Origin of the sequence: Amycolatopsis sp. A1MSW2902 (genome assembly GCF_017312175.1) — a bacterium.
Taxonomy (GTDB): domain Bacteria; phylum Actinomycetota; class Actinomycetes; order Mycobacteriales; family Pseudonocardiaceae; genus Amycolatopsis; species Amycolatopsis nivea.
Map to the genome: position 1 here is coordinate 784,181 of NZ_QJPO01000003.1, position 15,373 is coordinate 799,553.

At 69.0% G+C, this 15,373-nt stretch carries 12 protein-coding genes; 5 read left to right on the plus strand and 7 right to left on the minus strand.

What is annotated here, in order from left to right; genetic code table 11:
* The first annotated feature begins 12 nt into the window (after positions 1-12).
* Together DMP23_RS46580 and DMP23_RS46585 are read left to right on the plus strand one after the other, a co-directional pair.
* Positions 13-279 carry a GlsB/YeaQ/YmgE family stress response membrane protein gene (locus DMP23_RS46580; protein ID WP_337825093.1) on the plus strand — a complete coding sequence of 89 codons (267 nt, stop codon included), beginning with the start codon at positions 13-15 and terminating at the stop codon, positions 277-279.
* A gap of 165 nt (positions 280-444) precedes the next feature.
* Positions 445-726 carry a DUF3040 domain-containing protein gene (locus DMP23_RS46585; RefSeq protein WP_037820086.1) on the plus strand — a complete coding sequence of 94 codons (282 nt, stop codon included), beginning with the start codon at positions 445-447 and terminating at the stop codon, positions 724-726.
* 193 nt (positions 727-919) lie between these two features.
* Here the strand turns inward: DMP23_RS46585 and DMP23_RS46590 are convergent, their stop codons facing one another.
* The 3 genes from DMP23_RS46590 to DMP23_RS46600 all read right to left on the minus strand — a co-directional run bounded on the left by DMP23_RS46590 (position 920) and on the right by DMP23_RS46600 (position 3,588).
* Positions 920-1,396, minus strand: a complete 477-nt coding sequence (locus tag DMP23_RS46590) for a hypothetical protein (protein WP_205673463.1) — start codon at positions 1,394-1,396, stop codon at positions 920-922.
* A 284-nt stretch (positions 1,397-1,680) separates the two neighbouring features.
* Entirely contained in the window at positions 1,681-2,592 is a 912-nt protein-coding gene (locus tag DMP23_RS46595; RefSeq protein ID WP_337825094.1) for an ArsR/SmtB family transcription factor, read from the minus strand.
* A gap of 372 nt (positions 2,593-2,964) precedes the next feature.
* Positions 2,965-3,588 carry a superoxide dismutase gene (locus DMP23_RS46600; RefSeq protein ID WP_337823916.1) on the minus strand — a complete coding sequence of 208 codons (624 nt, stop codon included), beginning with the start codon at positions 3,586-3,588 and terminating at the stop codon, positions 2,965-2,967.
* Positions 3,589-3,802: 214 nt separating this feature from the next.
* Between DMP23_RS46600 and DMP23_RS46605 the strand changes: the two genes are divergently transcribed.
* Both DMP23_RS46605 and DMP23_RS46610 read left to right on the plus strand, forming a co-directional pair.
* On the plus strand, positions 3,803-4,180 hold the full coding sequence (locus DMP23_RS46605) for a hypothetical protein (protein WP_337825095.1): 378 nt from the start codon (positions 3,803-3,805) through the stop codon (positions 4,178-4,180).
* Positions 4,181-4,237: 57 nt separating this feature from the next.
* On the plus strand, positions 4,238-4,813 hold the full coding sequence (locus DMP23_RS46610) for a DUF305 domain-containing protein (RefSeq protein ID WP_337825096.1): 576 nt from the start codon (positions 4,238-4,240) through the stop codon (positions 4,811-4,813).
* Between the two features lie 474 nt (positions 4,814-5,287).
* On the opposite strand, the gene DMP23_RS46615 is transcribed toward DMP23_RS46610, so the two are convergent.
* The 3 genes from DMP23_RS46615 to DMP23_RS46625 all read right to left on the minus strand — a co-directional run bounded on the left by DMP23_RS46615 (position 5,288) and on the right by DMP23_RS46625 (position 12,814).
* Complete coding sequence (locus DMP23_RS46615) at positions 5,288-10,549, minus strand: COG1361 S-layer family protein (protein ID WP_337825097.1); 5,262 nt, start codon at positions 10,547-10,549, stop codon at positions 5,288-5,290.
* Positions 10,550-10,567: 18 nt separating this feature from the next.
* Positions 10,568-11,422 (minus strand): hypothetical protein, encoded by an 855-nt coding sequence (locus DMP23_RS46620; protein ID WP_337825098.1) that lies wholly within the window; start codon positions 11,420-11,422, stop codon positions 10,568-10,570.
* Positions 11,423-11,722: 300 nt separating this feature from the next.
* Positions 11,723-12,814 (minus strand): fatty acid desaturase family protein, encoded by a 1,092-nt coding sequence (locus tag DMP23_RS46625; protein WP_337825099.1) that lies wholly within the window; start codon positions 12,812-12,814, stop codon positions 11,723-11,725.
* A gap of 762 nt (positions 12,815-13,576) precedes the next feature.
* Here DMP23_RS46625 and DMP23_RS46630 point away from each other — a divergent pair.
* Positions 13,577-14,266 carry a hypothetical protein gene (locus tag DMP23_RS46630; protein ID WP_337825100.1) on the plus strand — a complete coding sequence of 230 codons (690 nt, stop codon included), beginning with the start codon at positions 13,577-13,579 and terminating at the stop codon, positions 14,264-14,266.
* A gap of 27 nt (positions 14,267-14,293) precedes the next feature.
* Here the strand turns inward: DMP23_RS46630 and DMP23_RS46635 are convergent, their stop codons facing one another.
* A complete protein-coding gene (locus DMP23_RS46635) occupies positions 14,294-14,959 on the minus strand; it encodes a DNA alkylation repair protein (RefSeq protein WP_337825101.1) in 666 nt (221 codons plus the stop codon).
* Positions 14,960-15,373 lie beyond the last annotated feature (414 nt).

A 15,373-nucleotide genomic window follows, 5' to 3' on the forward strand; every position in this document is an offset into this window, starting at 1 on the left:
GAGAGGACCGACGTGGGCGTTGTCAGCTGGATCGTGCTGGGCCTGATCGCCGGAGTGATCGCGAAGGCCCTCATGCCGGGCAAGGACCCGGGCGGCTGCATCATCACCATCCTGCTCGGGATCGGAGGCGCGTTCGTGGGCGGCTGGATCGGCAAAACGCTGTTCCACACCCAGCTCGGGACGTTCTTCGACCTGCGCACGTGGGGTCTCGCGGTGCTCGGCGCGCTGGTCATCCTGACCGGCTACCGGCTCATCGTGGGCGACCGCCGCCGCGACTGACCCGCACGGGCGGCCCGCTGCCGGACGCGGCGGGCCGCCCCCGCTCCGCGGCTTCCCGGACGCACCCGCACGGGGCGTCGAATCGAACTCGACCCCGGATTCCGGCCGGATTTCGTGGCAGAATCAGCGGAGAAGTCCCGGCCAGGTCGACGGGCGGAGCGGACGATGGCGCTGCGCGACCACGAACAACACCAGCTGGACGAGATCGAGCGATGCCTCGCCCAGGAAAATCCGCGCCTTGCCCGCCGGTTCGAGAAGTTCCGCCCCATGCCCGCGGTCACCTTCGCGGCGGCCGCGCTCGGCGTGCTCAGCGTGTTCCTGACCGGCCTGGTCACCCTGGTGGTCGGCTTCGGAATGGGCTCGGCCGCCCCGATCGCGGTAGGCGCGGTGCTCACGACGGCGATTCCGCTCGCGATCATCTGGTTTTATCGTTGCCATTGGCGTTGAGGCCTCGTACGAAGCTTGTGGTGCGACGCGAATCCCGTATCCACGACGCCAGCCGCGCCCTCGCTCACGCCCCATGCAGCGACACGCCCCGGGCGGACCGGCGGGCAAGGCGAACCCCGCCTCGGCGACGGCCGAACCGGCTCTGCGCATGCTGGCAGCCGAACCCGGCAGCAACCCGACCCGCGCTCACACCTCAGCCAGCGACCCGCCCCCGGGCGAATCGGCGGTACAGCGCGAATCCCGCGATCGCAGTGACCAGTTCCCAGGCGACCGTCGTGATCACCGAAACCGACAGGACGTCGAGGCGGTCCGGCGACGAGGCCCGGAGCTGGCCGCGCGCGTCCATGCGGATGCGGGTCAGGCCGCGGGCCGCCGGGTCGGAGCGCAGCGGGATGTTCGCTTCCTCGGCGCCGCCGTCCGGGGCGGTCCATGTGACGCGCCGGGTGTCGGGCATCGCGGCGCCCTCGCTCCCGCGCAGCGCGCCGGATCCGGGCTCCACGGCGGCGACGACGGACCGGCCCGGTGCGCGGTCGATCGCCGCCGAGCCCTGCCGGTGGATCCACAGCCCCAGGCAGATCCCGGCCAGCGCCGAGACCGCGACCGCCGCGGCCAGGACCGGAAGGAGGAACACGCGCCCGCGCGCCGCGGACGCGCGGAAACCAGAAGCCATGATCCGAGAATGCCGCGAAAACCGGGAACGCGGCAGGGTTCGCGGACAAATGTGCCCAAGTCGCAGGAAAAAAGGCCCGCCGCGGGCAATCCGAGCCGGGATCGATGTCCGATTTCACCCGTTCTTTTCACTCATTCGTGGGTAACACCACACTGAGGCAACTCAACCGCCGCAGCCGGATCGGCGAGACGCGTTCCATTCCGCGCTGGCCGCCGGTCGTGCTGACACGTCGTTTATTGCCGCGGTCTTCCGTTAGTACGTGGAATTCTCCCCCGCGCGCCCCATCATTCCCCGCCGGAAGCGCTCAGCAACGCGAGTCCGGTGGCCGTCGCCGCGTGCCGGACGGTCTTCCCGTCCTGCTGGCTTTCCACCAATCCCGCGCGGCGCAGGACGCCCGCGTGCTTGCTCGCCGCGACCGGTGTCACGCCGATCTCCCCGGCCAGTTCGGCGGTGGATCTCGGGATCGTCAGCGCGTGCAGCGCGCGGGCGCGGGTCGGGCCGAGCAGGTCCGGCAGCGGGTCCTGGACGGCGTCGCCCGCGGTGATCGCGGGCCGGGCCAATACCACCGGCGGTTCTGGTCCGGTCGCCGGATCCGGTTCCACGACCCGGAAATAAGCCGGGATCACGAGCAAGCCTCCGAAGTAGACACTGCGATCAGTAGGAGGTTCGCCGAAGAATTCCGGGCCCTCCCAGGGGATCGCGGCACCGGACCGTTCCGGGTGGACGGCCGGAGTCTGCCGCGCGAGGCTGTACGACGTGAGCAGCGTGCGCGCCCCGTCGGCCACGTCCCCGACCCACGACGGCGCGACACCGTGCACGAAGAACGTCTGAAGGTCGGCCCGCAGCCTCGTTTTCTCCACGCGCACGACGCCGTCCCCCGCGACCGGACCGATCTCCCGCCGCCGCTCCGCCGGTCTCAGCACTCCCGTGCGGCGGACCGTCGCGTCGCCACCTGAGGGCAGCGCCTTCACCGCACGGTTGCGGAACTCCAACGCCGGCGCCGGACGGGGTTGCGGAAGCAGCCCCTCCCGCCGAAGCTGCTTGCGGGCACGCGCCGACCAGACCCGCAGCCCGCCCGCCGGGCGGCGGCTCTGCAGCGCGGTGAGGCTCAGCACCAGTTCCCACAGCGGATCGGGGCCGGTGCGCCGCCTCGTCCGGCCGAAATCGTCGTCGGTGAAATGAATGCGCAACGCCATGTGCTCCCCCTGCCCCCCGACATGGTTGCGCTTCCAGGGTGCCGCGCCGGTCCGCCGCTGTCCAGGCACTTGTTCGATCAGGGGAAAGAACCCACCGAATGCGAGCGAATCTCGCTGAATCAGGTGGTCCTCGCACAGACGACCGGTGCGCGCGAATCGGCATCCGCATTCGGCGGGCGTGCAGCGTGCACGTCCGGATGCACCCGGATCCAGGCCGTGCAGGCGGCTGCCGGGATGCGCGGACTACCAGCGGTTCCCGACATTCGTCGCAGCGATTTCCCCCAGCCGGGCGACTAATTGCGCCGAAACCCGCGAAACGGGGCCCGGCCGCGTGGGCCGGACCCCGTTTCCGGTGCCTTCAGTGCGTCGGGCTCAGCCGAGCAGGAGGCCGTTGCCGCCGGCGACGGCGTTGTCGAAGCGCTTGCTGATCTCGGCCCAGTTGAAGATGTTCCACAGGGCGTTGACGTAGTCCGGCTTCACGTTCTTGTAGTCCAGGTAGAACGCGTGCTCCCACACGTCGACCAGCAGGATCGGCACGGTCGGCAGGATCAGGTTGTTGTGGTGGTCGCGCAGCTGCTGGGTGATCAGCGTCTTGCCGATCGGGTCCCACGACAGCGCGCCCCACCCGTTGCCCTGGATCGTGGTCGACACCGCGGTGAACTGGGCCTTGAACTTGTCGAACGAGCCGAACGCCTCGTCGATCGCCGCGGCCAGCTCGCCGGTCGGCTTGTCCCCGCCCTCGGGCGAGAGGATCTTCCACCACACCACATGGTTGGCGTGCCCGGCCAGGTTGAACGCCAGCGTCGTCTCCAAGCCCACGATCGAGCCGAAGTCGCCCGCCTCCCGCGCGGCGGCGAGCTTGTCCAGCGTGTCGTTCGCGCCCTTCACGTAGGTCGCGTGGTGCTTGCTGTGGTGCAGCTCGTTGATCTCGCCCGAAATGTAGGGCGCGAGGGCACCGTAGTCGTAATCGAGTTCGGGCAGCTCGTACCGGGCCATGGGGCCCTCCTTCTGTCTTCGACATCAAGTCTTGCCCCCTCGAACCTAGTAGCACACCCGCACCCCGGGCGAGCGGGGGCGGCCTCGGCGCCACGGGCTGGAACCTGGTTGAGTGAATGTTCAACTTCCAGTACGGGGCGGTTCGCCGACCACTGAGCGTGACCGTTTCGTCCGCCCCGCCCTGGTTCCCCCGGTGCCAGGTACGGTTGCTCCCATGGCGACGTCCCGGCTCGGCAGCGTGCAGCGGGTGCTGCTGCTGTTCGCGCTGGCAGTGGGCGTCGCCGTGATGCACCACGTGCCTTCCCCCGGTGCCGGGCATGCCATGGCCAGCCAGATCTCCGTCGAGGCGCACTCGGCCTTGCCTGCCCCGGCCGCCGACTCCGGCATGCCCGCCGGCGAACACTCGATGCTGCACCTCTGCCTGGCAGTCCTGTACGCGGCGGGCGCGCTCGTCCTGGGCCTGCTGGCCTTCCGCCGCTACCCCGTCGTGAAGGCCATTTTCGACGGCACTCGCGGCTCCCCCGCCGCCGACCGCCCACCCGACAGACGGGGCCGGACTGTCCTGACTTCTCTCTGTGTGTTGCGAACCTGATCGGTATTCCCTTTCCGGTCTTTCCTCGCAATTTTCCTTTTGAGAGAAGGTTTTTTCGTGCGCAAAATCTTTTTCAGCGGTGCCGTGCTGACCGCGTCACTCCTGCTCGGCGCCTGCAGCGGCCCGGAATCGCCCGCTCCGGCACCCAGCTCGCAGGCGGGACACAACGCCGCTGACGTCACGTTCGCTCAGCAGATGATCCCGCATCACCAGCAGGCGCTGGAAATGGCGAAAATGGTGCCGTCGCGCAGCAGCGACCCGAAGGTCGTCGACCTGGCGGGCCGGATCGACCGGGCGCAGGACCCGGAAATCCGGCAGATGCAGGGCTGGCTGAAGACCTGGGGCGTCGCCGCGACGAGCCACTCGATGCCGGGCGGCCACGAGATGTCCGGCGACCACGCGATGACCGGCATGATGTCCGACGCCGACATGAAAAGCCTGGACGCCGCCAAGGGCCCGGCCTTCGACCGGTCGTGGCTGGACATGATGATCAAGCACCATCAGGGGGCGGTCGAGATGGCGAAGACGGAACTCGCGCAGGGCTCGGATGCCGGGGCGAAGGCGCTGGCGCAGCGGATTATCGATGCGCAGCAGGCGGAGATCGCCGAGATGCAGGGGTTGTTGAAGGGCTGAGGCCCGGGGCACCGGGGTCGTTGGGCGGCTCCGGTGCCTCTGTTTCGCGGCGTTCCTCTGTGGACGATCCGCGCACAGCAGGCCGAGGCCGTTGAGATACCAAGCACCGGGCAGAAGGCCGTGAAGGGCTCCCTGAGGGAATCTGATTCCCTCAAGGAGCCCTTCACGGACGTTCACGTTGCCGGGGTGAAGTCCAGGCGGGGGCGCGGTCCAGTGCCGCCGCCCCGACGTTCACCCGTGAGGTTTGCGGCCGAGGCAGTCAGTGCGCAGGAACGATCAGACGGCCCTGTTGCCAACCCGCCGGAGAACCCAACCGCCGCCAGGAAGGGCGCGCAGCGACGCGGCGGGCCCCATCCCGGGGTCGACCCAGCCTCGCTCGCGACGGGGCGCACGGTGGCACCGTGCCCCGGAGCAGCGTGCACCGACGGTGGTTGGGCCTGCCCACCGCGACAGGCCCAGCCGTCCGTCACCCGGTCAGGGCCGGGAGCGGCGGCGGCGCGAGAGCAGCAACAGTGCTCCGCCTCCGGCGAGCAGGGCGAGCGCTGCGATGCCCACTGGGATCAGCACCACGCCGGTGGACGCCAGCGGTGGCGTCGGCGGTGAGGGCTGGACCGGCGGCGTCGGCGGGACTGTCGGCGGGGTCGGTGGCGTGGGCGGCGTCTTCGTGAGCGGCGTGGTCGTCTTGCATCGCTCGTCGGTCGAGGGGTCGGGGCAGTTGGTGCCTGGCGTGGTCGACGTAATGACGTTGCGCAGGCTCTGCCCGTCACCGACGGGGGCCTTGACCTTCACGCTGTAGGTCACCGTCGCGATCGCACCCAGCGGCAGGTCTCCGGTCCAGGTCAGGCGGGGTGCGGTGTAGGTCGTCGAGCCGGTCGAGGCGGTCGCGTCGTTGTTGTACGTCGCGTTGGTGAGGACATTGGTCAGGTCGTCGGTGAAGGTGGCGTCCTTCAGGTCGGTCTGGCCGGTGTTCCGCGCGGTGACGGTGTAGGTGACCTGATCTCCCGCCTTCGCCTCGGTGACGCTCGCCTTCTTCTCCAGGATCAGTCCCGCGACCGACGTCGTGGTCCCGCAGCGCGGGTCCTTCGACTCCGGCGGGCAGTTCGTGCCCGGGGTGTCCGACGTGACCACGTTCGCCAACCGATGATCACCCTTGACCGGGTTGTTCACGGTGACGCTGTAGGTGACCGTCGCCGAACCGCCCACCGGGAGGTCGCCGGTCCACGTCAGCCGCGGTGCTGCATAACTCACCGAGCCGATCGAAGCCGCAGCATCATTCCCGTAGGTGGCATCGTCCAGCACCTTCGACAAGTCGTCCGTGAAAGTCGCGCCAGGCAAGGGCGTCTGGCCGGTGTTCTTCACCGTGACCGTGTAAGTGACCTTGTCCCCTGGCTTCACCTCCTTCTTGTCCACGACCTTCGAAATGTCCAACCCAGACACCGGCGTCGTCGTCCCACAGCGCGGATCCGTGGATCCCGGCAGGCAGTTCGACCCCGGCGTGTCGGACGTGACCACGTTCGTCAGCCGGTGGTCGCCCTTGACCGGCTTCGCCACAGTGACGCTGTAGGTCACCGTCGCCGAAGCGCCCACCGGAAGATCGCCAGTCCACGTCAATCGAGGAGCAGCATAGGTGACCACACCGACAGAAGCGGCCGCGTCGCCGTCATAGGCAGCGTCGTCGAGGACCTTCGACAGGTCGTCCGTGAAGGTCGCGCCGGACAAGGGTGTCTGGCCGGTGTTCGTGACAGTCACGGTGTAGGTGACCTTGTCCCCGGGATTCGCCGACGGCTTGTCCGCGACCTTGCTGATCGCGATGCCGGACACCGGCGTCTCGGTGCCGCAGCGCGGGTCCGTCGACCCCGGCGGGCAGTTCCCGCCCGGAGTGTCCGACGTGACCACGTTGGCCAGCTTGAAATCACCCTTGACGGGGTTGTTCACGGTGACGCTATAGGTGACCGTCGCCGAGGCGCCGATCGGCAGGTCGCCGGTCCAGGTCAAGCGCGGCGCGGCATACGACACGGAACCGGCGGACGAAGCGGCGTCACCGTTGTAGGCGGCGTCGTCGAGGACCTTCGACAGGTCGTCGGTGAAAGTCGCACCGGGCAACGGAGTCTTGCCGGTGTTCGTCACGGTGACCGTGTACGTGACCTTGTCCCCGGGGTTCGCGGACTGCTTGTCGACCTTCTTCTCGATCGTCATCCCCGGCAGCGGCGTCAGGGTCGAGCACTTCGGGTCCGTCGAGCCGGGCTCGCAGTTGCCTGGCACGGGCGTGCTGACCGTGTTGCGCAGCTGGTGGTCGCCGGTAACAGGATTCTTCACGGTGACGCTGTAGGTCACTGTCGCGGAGGCACCGACCGGCAGGTTGCCCGTCCACGTCAGCCGCGGTGCGGTGTAGGCGGTCGAGCCCACCGACGAAGATGCATCCTCGTTGTAGGAGGCGTCGTCCAGCACCTGCGACAGGTCGTCGGTGAAGCTCGCGTCCGGCATCGGGACCTGGCCGGTGTTGGTCACCTTCACGGTATAGGTGACCTTGTCGCCCGGGTTCGCGGTCTGCTTGTCGACAGTCTTGGCGACCGTCAGCTCCTTGCCCGGCGTCGTCGTCGAGCACGACGGGTCGGTGGAACCCGGTGGGCAGTTGGTGCCGGGGGTCGAGGACGTGACGACGTTGTGCAGCTTCTTGTCCCCCGGATCCGGGTTCTTGACCGTGACGCTGTACTTCACCGTCGCGGAACCGCCGATGGGCAGGTCGCCGGTCCACGTCAGTTTCGGTGCGGTGTAAGAGACTTGCGCGGCCGGAGCGGCATCGTTGTTGTAGTCGGCGTCGTCCAGCACCTGGGAAAGGTCGTCGGTGAAAGTCGCGCCGGGCAACGGGGTTTGGCCGGTATTGGTGACAGTGATCGTGTAGGTCACCTTGTCGCCGGGCACGACCTGGTCGCGGTCGGCGGACTTGGCGATCCGCATTCCGGACACCGGTGTCGTGGTGCCGCACCGGGGATCGGCGGAACCGGCGGCGCAGTTGCTGCCCGGGGTGGCGGAGGTGATCGTGTTTATCAGTTTATGGTCACCGCTAACAGGATTCTTCACGGTAACGCTGTAGGTCACCGTCGCCGAACCACCTAGCGGGAGGTCGCCGGTCCAGGTCAGCCTGGGCGCGGCGTAGGAGGTTTGCGCGGCTGGGGCGGCGTCGTTGTTGTAGTCGGCGTCGTCCAGCACCTGCGACAAGTCGTCGGTGAAAGTCGCGCCGGACAACGGAGTTTGGCCGGTGTTCCGGACGGTCACCGTGTACGTGACCTTGTCGCCGGGGTTCGCGCTGGTCTTGTCGACGGTCTTGGCGAACTCGATCCCGGACACCGGCGTCGTGGTCGAACACGCCGGATCGGTCGAACCCGCGGCACAGTTGTTGCCGGGGGTCGTGGAGGTGATCGTGTTGACCAGTTTGTGGTCGCCAGCAACAGGATTCTTCACGGTGACGCTGTAGGTGATCGTCGCCGAAGCGCCGACCGCGAGGTCTCCTGTCCAGGTCAGCTTAGGCGCGGCGTAAGACACCGAACCCACCGAAGCCGAGGCATCGCCGTCGTAAGAGGCGTCATCGAGCACTTTGGACAGATCGTCCGTGAAAGCCGCGCCTGGCAACGAAGTCTGGCCGGTGTTCGCGACGACGACGGTGTAGGTCACCTGGTCGCCGGGGTTCGCGGATTGCTTGTCGGCCTTCTTCTCGATCCGCATTCCGGACACCGGAGTCGTCGTCGAGCACGCCGGATCGGTCGAACCCGCGACGCAGTTGTTGCCCGGCGTCGTGGACGTGACGACGTTGACCAGCTTGCGATCGGCGGTGTCGGGGTTGTTGACCTTCACCGAGTACGTCACCGTCACGGTCCCGCCGACCGGCAGATCGCCGGTCCACGTCAGCAGCGGGGCCGCATAACTCACCGAACCGGAAGAAGCCGACGCATCACCGGCGTACGAAGCATCATCCAGCACTTTGGACAGATCGTCGGTGAAAGTCGCGCTGGACAATGGAGTCTGGCCGGTGTTCGCGACGGTCACGGTGTACTTCACGGTGTCGCCGGGCTTGGCGCTGGCGGGATCGGCGGTCTTGCTGATCCGGATTCCGGAGACCGGCGTCGTGGTGCCGCACCGAGGATCAGTGGACCCGGCCGCGCAGTTGCTGCCTGGCGTGGTCGACGTGACCGTGTTGACCAGCTTGTGGTCGCCGGTCACGGGACTCTTCACGGTGACGCTGTAGGTGATCGTCGCCGAACCGCCTACCGGGAGGTCGCCGGTCCAGGTCAGTTTCGGTGCGGTGTAAGAGGTTTGCGCGGCGGGAGCGGCGTCGTTGTTGTAGACGGCGTCGTCGAGGACCTTCGACAGGTCGTCGGTGAACGTCGCGCCGCGCGCGGCGACCTGGCCGGTGTTGCGGACGACCACGGTGTAGGTCACGGTGTCGCCGGGGTTCGCCGACGCCTTGTCAGCGGTCTTGGCGATCTCGATTTTCGTGCCGGGCACCACCGTCTCCGCACAAGAAGCAGTGGCGTCGTCCTTGCACTGCCGTTCCGGCGGGACGGTCGGCGGCGGGCCCTCGGTCACCTTCGCACGGTTGATCAGCGTGGCGCCGATGGTCGCGTCGTCGATCCGGACGTGCACGGTCAGCGTGACCTGGCCGCCCGGAGGGATCGCCGCGGCGTGCCATTGCACCGGGCCGGTCCCCGTGACGGTGCCGCTCGTGGTGTCCGCGCTGACGAAGGTCGTGCCGGGCGGGAGCGTGTCGGTGACGGTGGTGGGCGGCACCGCGATGGGGCCGGTGTTGGCCAGCGTGACGGTGTAGGTCAGCTGGTCGCCGGGCAGCGCGGTCGCCTTGTCCACGACCTTCGCCAGCGTGTACTCCGGCGCCGCGACGACGTTGCGGACGGTGTTGCTGGTCCGCGTCTGCTCGCGGCCGGTCTGCTTGCCCTGGAAGGCCACCGACGCGGTGTTGTCGAGGCGGGTGCCGGGAGCGACCGTCGGCGAAACGGTGACGCGGAACCCGAGGTGCGTGCTCTGTCCTGGAGCGAGGTCCGGCAGCTGGCAGGTGACGACCTGGCCGGACGCCGTGCATCGCGGGTCCGAACCGGCCACATAGGACACTCCGGCGGGCAGGGTGTCGGTGACGACCACGCTGGTCGCGGTGTCCAGGTTCGTGGTGCTGCCGTCGGGGTTCCGGTTGGCCACGTCGAGCCCGTAAGAGATCTCGCCGCCCTGCCCGACCCAGCCCGGCGGGCGTTCCTGAAGGTTGCCCTCGGGGTCGTTGGACTTGACGATCTGCAGGTTGGGCTCGTTGGCCTCGGTCATCAGCCAGACGGTCTGCGGGTACAGCGCGTCGCCGGTGGTCCCGACCTTCAGCTGGGCCCGGTCCGAGCCGGCGGGCAGTTTGCCGGTGACGTCGACCGCGCGCGCGTCGTAGCCGAAGTTGTTGGCCGGATTCGGCGTGCGATCGGTGACATTGCTGCCGGTGCCGTTCGCGGCGACGCGGTCGATCCGGCTGCTGAACGCGTTGTTCGTGCTGGTGCCGCCGGGCGCGGGCAGCGTCAGCCGCTGCAGCGACGCGGCGTCGCGGCCGAATTCGAGGTAGTCGCCGGAGATGTTGGCGTCGCCGTCGCCGACGACCACGCCCATGGTGGCCGACGGGGCGTGGTCGCCCGGGCTCCGGATCCCGTTCAGGTCGATGGTGGTGGAGGTGGGGCTGGCACCGCCCCGGACCACGTCGAAGCCGTCCCAGATCTACAGGTAGCGCAGCGGATCGGTGTCCAGTTCGTACGCCACGACCAGCGACCAGCCGCCCCAGCAGCCGAGGTTGCTCGCGGAGTTGGCCGAGTTGCCGCGGCAGGCTTGGAGGTCGGCGACGGTATAGGAGCCGCCGCCTGCCTGTTTGACCAGCCCGGTGACGTCCTTGACGCCCGCGTGCGCGGTGATCTGCGGGGATCCGCTGCCGAGCGCGTCGAACCAGTCGTAGGTGTCGGCGGTCAGCCGCTGGTAGGTCGCGGAACCCGGGGCTTTGAACGCGACCTGGTTCGCGCGGGAGGCGTCGCCGGAGTCGGCGTTCGAGGAGATCGGGTTGACCTGCCAGTACAGCCGGGCGGAGAGGACGGTCGCGCCGGGCGGGACGGTCAGGTTCGCGCTCGAGGCGGTGTTGCCCGGGGCGGCCGGGTCGCTTTTGACCCAGTAGCCGTAGGTGGAGTTGTTCGCGGTCTCCCCGCAGGACGTGGGCACGGTGCCGCAGCTCACGACCGAGTTCGAGGCCATCGTGATCGCGCCGTGGGCGACCGTCGAGAACGCCGGGTCGGGGCCGATTTTGCGCGGCGTGCCCAGGCCTCTCGGCTCGACCGCCCTCGGCTGCGGTGCGGCGGGCGGTGCCGAGGTGGCCGGAGTGGCCGGGGTGGTGCTGGTCGGCGCGGGAGCGGCCGGGCTCTCCTGCGCCGAAGCCGGAGCCGCGGACGGACTCGCCGGGCTGGTGCTGGGCGGCAGAGTCGCGCCCATCGCGGGCGCGGCGCTCGCGAGGCTCAGGGCGAAGACCACGGCGAGAGCCGCGGCGGCGCGCTTCCCGCGGGAGCGCATGAATCCGGAACGACGGGCCATCACGAAAGCTCCCACGGCAAAGGACGGAATTGTCGAGCTGCTTACCCGCGTTCATCGACACCTGGCAGGAGAATTCGTACCGCGCTCTCCCCCGCGACGGGGAGGCAGCGGGCCCAGAATCACCACATAGGGGGAACCCGGGCAGGTCAGCAGGGGTGCGAACGTGAAAAAGCCCCGGCTAGCCTCCGATTCCGCGCGCTATCCGCGACGCCCTGAGGGGGTGTTGCCATTCCGGTCCGGATTCGCGCCGGAACCGCGACGCGAAAATGTGTCGGATCCGGCAGCCGCGCCGGGCAGCCTTCAGGGATTGTTCGCGCGGAAATCCGCCGGAATCGGCCCGGCGTTCGAGACCGTGCTCCTAGCGACCCGGTTCCGCCGCGGTTCGCAGCGGGGCCCCCCGACCTGGTGCAGATGGGCCAGGACGTCCGCGTAGGTGCGGAACAGCCCGCCCTGGCTGTAGCTGATCCCCCGGGCGGCGCAGAAGTCCCGCACCAGCGGCTGAGCCCGGTGCAGGGTCGCCATCGGGATGCTCGGGAAGAGATGGTGCTCGATCTGGTAGTTCAGCCCGCCCAGCGCGTAGGTCGCCCAGCGGCCGCCGCGGACGTTGTGCGACGTCAGCACCTGGCGGCGGAGGAAATCCAGCCGGTGCCCGGGTTCCAGGTGCGGCATCGCCTTGTGGTTCGGCGCGAACGAGCATCCCATGTAGACACCCCACGCGGCGTGGTGCACGACGACGAAGACCGCGGCGATTCCCGGTGGCAGCAAGAGAAACACGGCCGCGAGGTATGCGGCGAGGTGGACGGCGAGCAGCGTCGCGTCGAGGCGAGGGGACCGCGTTCCGCCGTGGCGCACCGCCTTGATCCCGGACCAGTGCAGGTCGATGCCTTCCAGCAGCAGCAACGGAAAGAAGAGGAAAGCCTGGTATTTCGCCATCCAGCGCAGGAAACCCGCCTTCGCGCGGCCCTGCCGGCGGGTGAACGCCAGGGCAGGAATGTCGATGTCCGGATCGGAGTCCTCAACGTTCGGGTTCGCGTGGTGCCGGGTGTGCTTGGCGACCCACCAGCCGTAGCTCAGCCCGACCAGCGCGGCCAGTGCCGTTCCGGCGGCGTCGTTCGCGCGGCGGGTCCGGAAGATCTGCTTGTGCCCGGCGTCGTGGCCGAGGAACGAGAGCTGGGTGTAGGCGACCGCCAGCAGCGCCGCCGTGCCGAGCTGCCACCAGCTCGCCGCGCCGAGCGCGAGCAGCGTCCACGCCCCGCCGAACGCCAGCAACGCCGCCGCGGCGCGGACGAGGTAGTGCACCGGGCGGCGGCGGAACAAGCCCGCCTCTTTCACCAGCGCCGAGAGCTCCGCGTACTCGCTGCCGTGTCCCGGGCCGTCTGCCGGTCTGTCCATTTTCCGCTCCGCATCGGGTGGCGTGCCGGACGACCGCAGTGGTTCGACAGAAGTGGAGGCCCGCGACCGGGGTCCTGCCGTCGAGCCTACACCCGGAGAAATCCCTTATCCGGATGGCAAGACCATTCCAAGACGCGTAATCCCTTGCCCACCAAGGGATTCTGCCGTGCCGGCGAGACTCCGCCCACTGCCGGATCCCCCGTTCCGGGCACGCGGCGGCGCGCACCGGGCCGCCGAGGGTGTACCGTCAGCAGTGTCCGAGAACATCTTGTGCGCCGACAGTCCCGACCGATCGCGGCCAGGGCGAACGCACGTCATGTCGTCGGGCCCACGGCACACCACCGTCACCCTCGCGGCCTGTCAGCCGCCGAGCTGCCCTCGCTTCGGTCGCACCCGCGGCATCAGCCAGTGGCGCCCTTCCCGGACGGCGGTGGTGCGACGTGGCCCATCCGCCCGGTTCCTCTTGGCCCGTCGCGGTCCGTCTTGCCCCGAAAGGTAAACCCATCACCGCACCAGTCAGCTCTCCGCTCTTCAGCCATCCCGTGGCCGAAAGCCCGCGCCCCGGCGCCCTCGTCCGCCCGCAGGAGGACCGGTACGGCGGCCTGTTCCGCCAACCCGCCGTCTCGCCGGACGACCGGACCGAACCGGCCCGCCTGCGGAGCCGTCGCCGCTGACCCTCTCGCCGTAAAAATTAGGTTCACTCTAAATCTAGAGAGTGTGTAACATTTACTCTCGGGTGGACCAGGCGAAGGGGCATCGACCATGAGCGACGGACCGTCGCCGGCGGAACTGGCCGGATACGTGCGGGTGGCGCGCGACCACCGCGAGCACGAGCGGTACCACTCGGTGCTCAAGCTCGAGGAGTCGGCGGCCTGGCGGCGCGATTCCAACGCCTTGAAACTGCTGGCCGCCCGGTGGTCGGACAGTCCGGCTCCCGACCGGCTCGATCCCGCGCACGGCGCCGTCGGCTGCGTCGATCTCAACGACCCGGCGGTGGTCGCGACGACCGGAATCCTCTTCATGGAAGGCGAGTCCGAACCGGCGGAACTCACCTCCCTACGGTCCCGCTTCGAGCAGGCCGCCGTGCGCTATCAACGGCTTTCCGGCTGGCTGGGCGAGCACATGGCGGCGGAATGGCCGCGGCTGCGCTCCCTGCTTGTCCCTGATCTCGTCGAAGCCGCTCGCCCGCGGTTCCGGGCGCTGACTCGCACCACCGAAGCGGCCAACGCGTACAGCCTCGTCGCCCGGCTGCTCGACTCCGCCGTCCACGCGCTCAAGGCGCAGGACCTCACTCCCGAGGGCGTCCGCCGCGACCCCGCCGCTGCGGCGAAGATGGTGCTGACCGCGTCGTGGTTCCTCGATTCCGCGGCCTCCGCCCTCGCCGAAGCCGGTGCGCAGCTCGGGTTGTCCGATCCGGATTGGACGAGCTTCATCGCGCTCGCCGAGGCCTGACTTTGCGCAGTTCAGCTGGTGTTGCCATCAAGCTTGCCGCTTGACCATCTCCGCGATCCACACCGGCGCGTACGGCGAGGTGCAGTTCGGCGGGGTCGGATAGTCCTTGAGCACTCCCAGCCGCTCCCCGATGCCGATCGCGCGGGCGCGCAGGCCGGGGTTCTCGATGCCGATCTGGGCGAGGCAGTGGTTCATCGCCCACTGCAACCGCGCCGGGGCGGTTTTCATCTCGGCTTCGATGACGTCGAGGAGCCGGCCGAGGTCGAGCCCGTCGGGCTTCTTGGCGACGCGGTCCACGGTGAGCGCCCAGCCCGCGCTCGCGACCACCGGGTCGGGATCTGCGAGCCAGGCGGTGCGGAGGTCCTCGGCGTCGCGGCTTTTCTTGACGATGTTCGCGAGGAGCCAGTCGTGGACCTTGGGGGTGCCCGCCTCGCGCAGCATCGCGTCGAGGTCGTCGCGGTCGAACTGCTTCGGGCGGGCGACGAGGAGCGCGAGGAGACGGGCGTTGGTATCGCCGGTCTGCCAGAGTTCGCGAGCCAGGTCGGGTTGGGCTTTGAGTTCCTTCGCGAGGGCGCGGAGTTTGGTGAGGTTGACGCTGTGGTCGTCGCCGTGGTTCTCGTTGACGGCGCGGATTTTGGGGTCGTGCAGCTCCGCGAGCCGGTCGAGGACCCCGGCGAGGGTTGCTTCGGCCACGGGAACCTCCCTGCTCAGGCGTGGACGCGATCGAGGCTACGCGAAAGGGGTCGGGGTAACGCGCACGGAGCGGGGAACGTCTTTCTGGCATGACCCGGACCCGCCTCGCCGTCGCCGCCATCGCGCTGGCCTTGGTGCTGGCCTTGGTGCTGGCCGGGTGCACCGAGAACCCGCCTGCCCAGCACGCCGTCGCAGGCCCACCGCTCCCGAACCAGCCCCGTCCACGACAACAGTCCCGGTCCCGTCGCCACCGGCTGCCTCGACTTCGGCCAAGCCGACCGGCACGCCCAAGACCAGCACGTCACAAACCAAACGACGTGATCCCTCGACCGGCCCAGGTTGCGGCCAGCGGGCGGTCAATGCGGGCAAGTTCAACCCGCGCTGCAAGGAATACCAGGGCTACCTCGACCCCGG

What these genes read in the sequence shown, in the direction of transcription:
- DMP23_RS46585 (WP_037820086.1), top strand. Translation starts at nt 445, where the DNA reads ATGGCGCTGCGCGACCACGAACAACACCAGCTGGACGAGATCGAGCGA.
- DMP23_RS46590 (WP_205673463.1), bottom strand. Translation starts at nt 1,396, where the DNA reads ATGGCTTCTGGTTTCCGCGCGTCCGCGGCGCGCGGGCGCGTGTTCCTC.
- DMP23_RS46595 (WP_337825094.1), bottom strand. Translation starts at nt 2,592, where the DNA reads ATGGCGTTGCGCATTCATTTCACCGACGACGATTTCGGCCGGACGAGG.
- DMP23_RS46600 (WP_337823916.1), bottom strand. Translation starts at nt 3,588, where the DNA reads ATGGCCCGGTACGAGCTGCCCGAACTCGATTACGACTACGGTGCCCTC.
- DMP23_RS46605 (WP_337825095.1), top strand. Translation starts at nt 3,803, where the DNA reads ATGGCGACGTCCCGGCTCGGCAGCGTGCAGCGGGTGCTGCTGCTGTTC.
- DMP23_RS46620 (WP_337825098.1), bottom strand. Translation starts at nt 11,422, where the DNA reads ATGGCCCGTCGTTCCGGATTCATGCGCTCCCGCGGGAAGCGCGCCGCC.
- DMP23_RS46625 (WP_337825099.1), bottom strand. Translation starts at nt 12,814, where the DNA reads ATGGACAGACCGGCAGACGGCCCGGGACACGGCAGCGAGTACGCGGAG.
- DMP23_RS46630 (WP_337825100.1), top strand. Translation starts at nt 13,577, where the DNA reads ATGAGCGACGGACCGTCGCCGGCGGAACTGGCCGGATACGTGCGGGTG.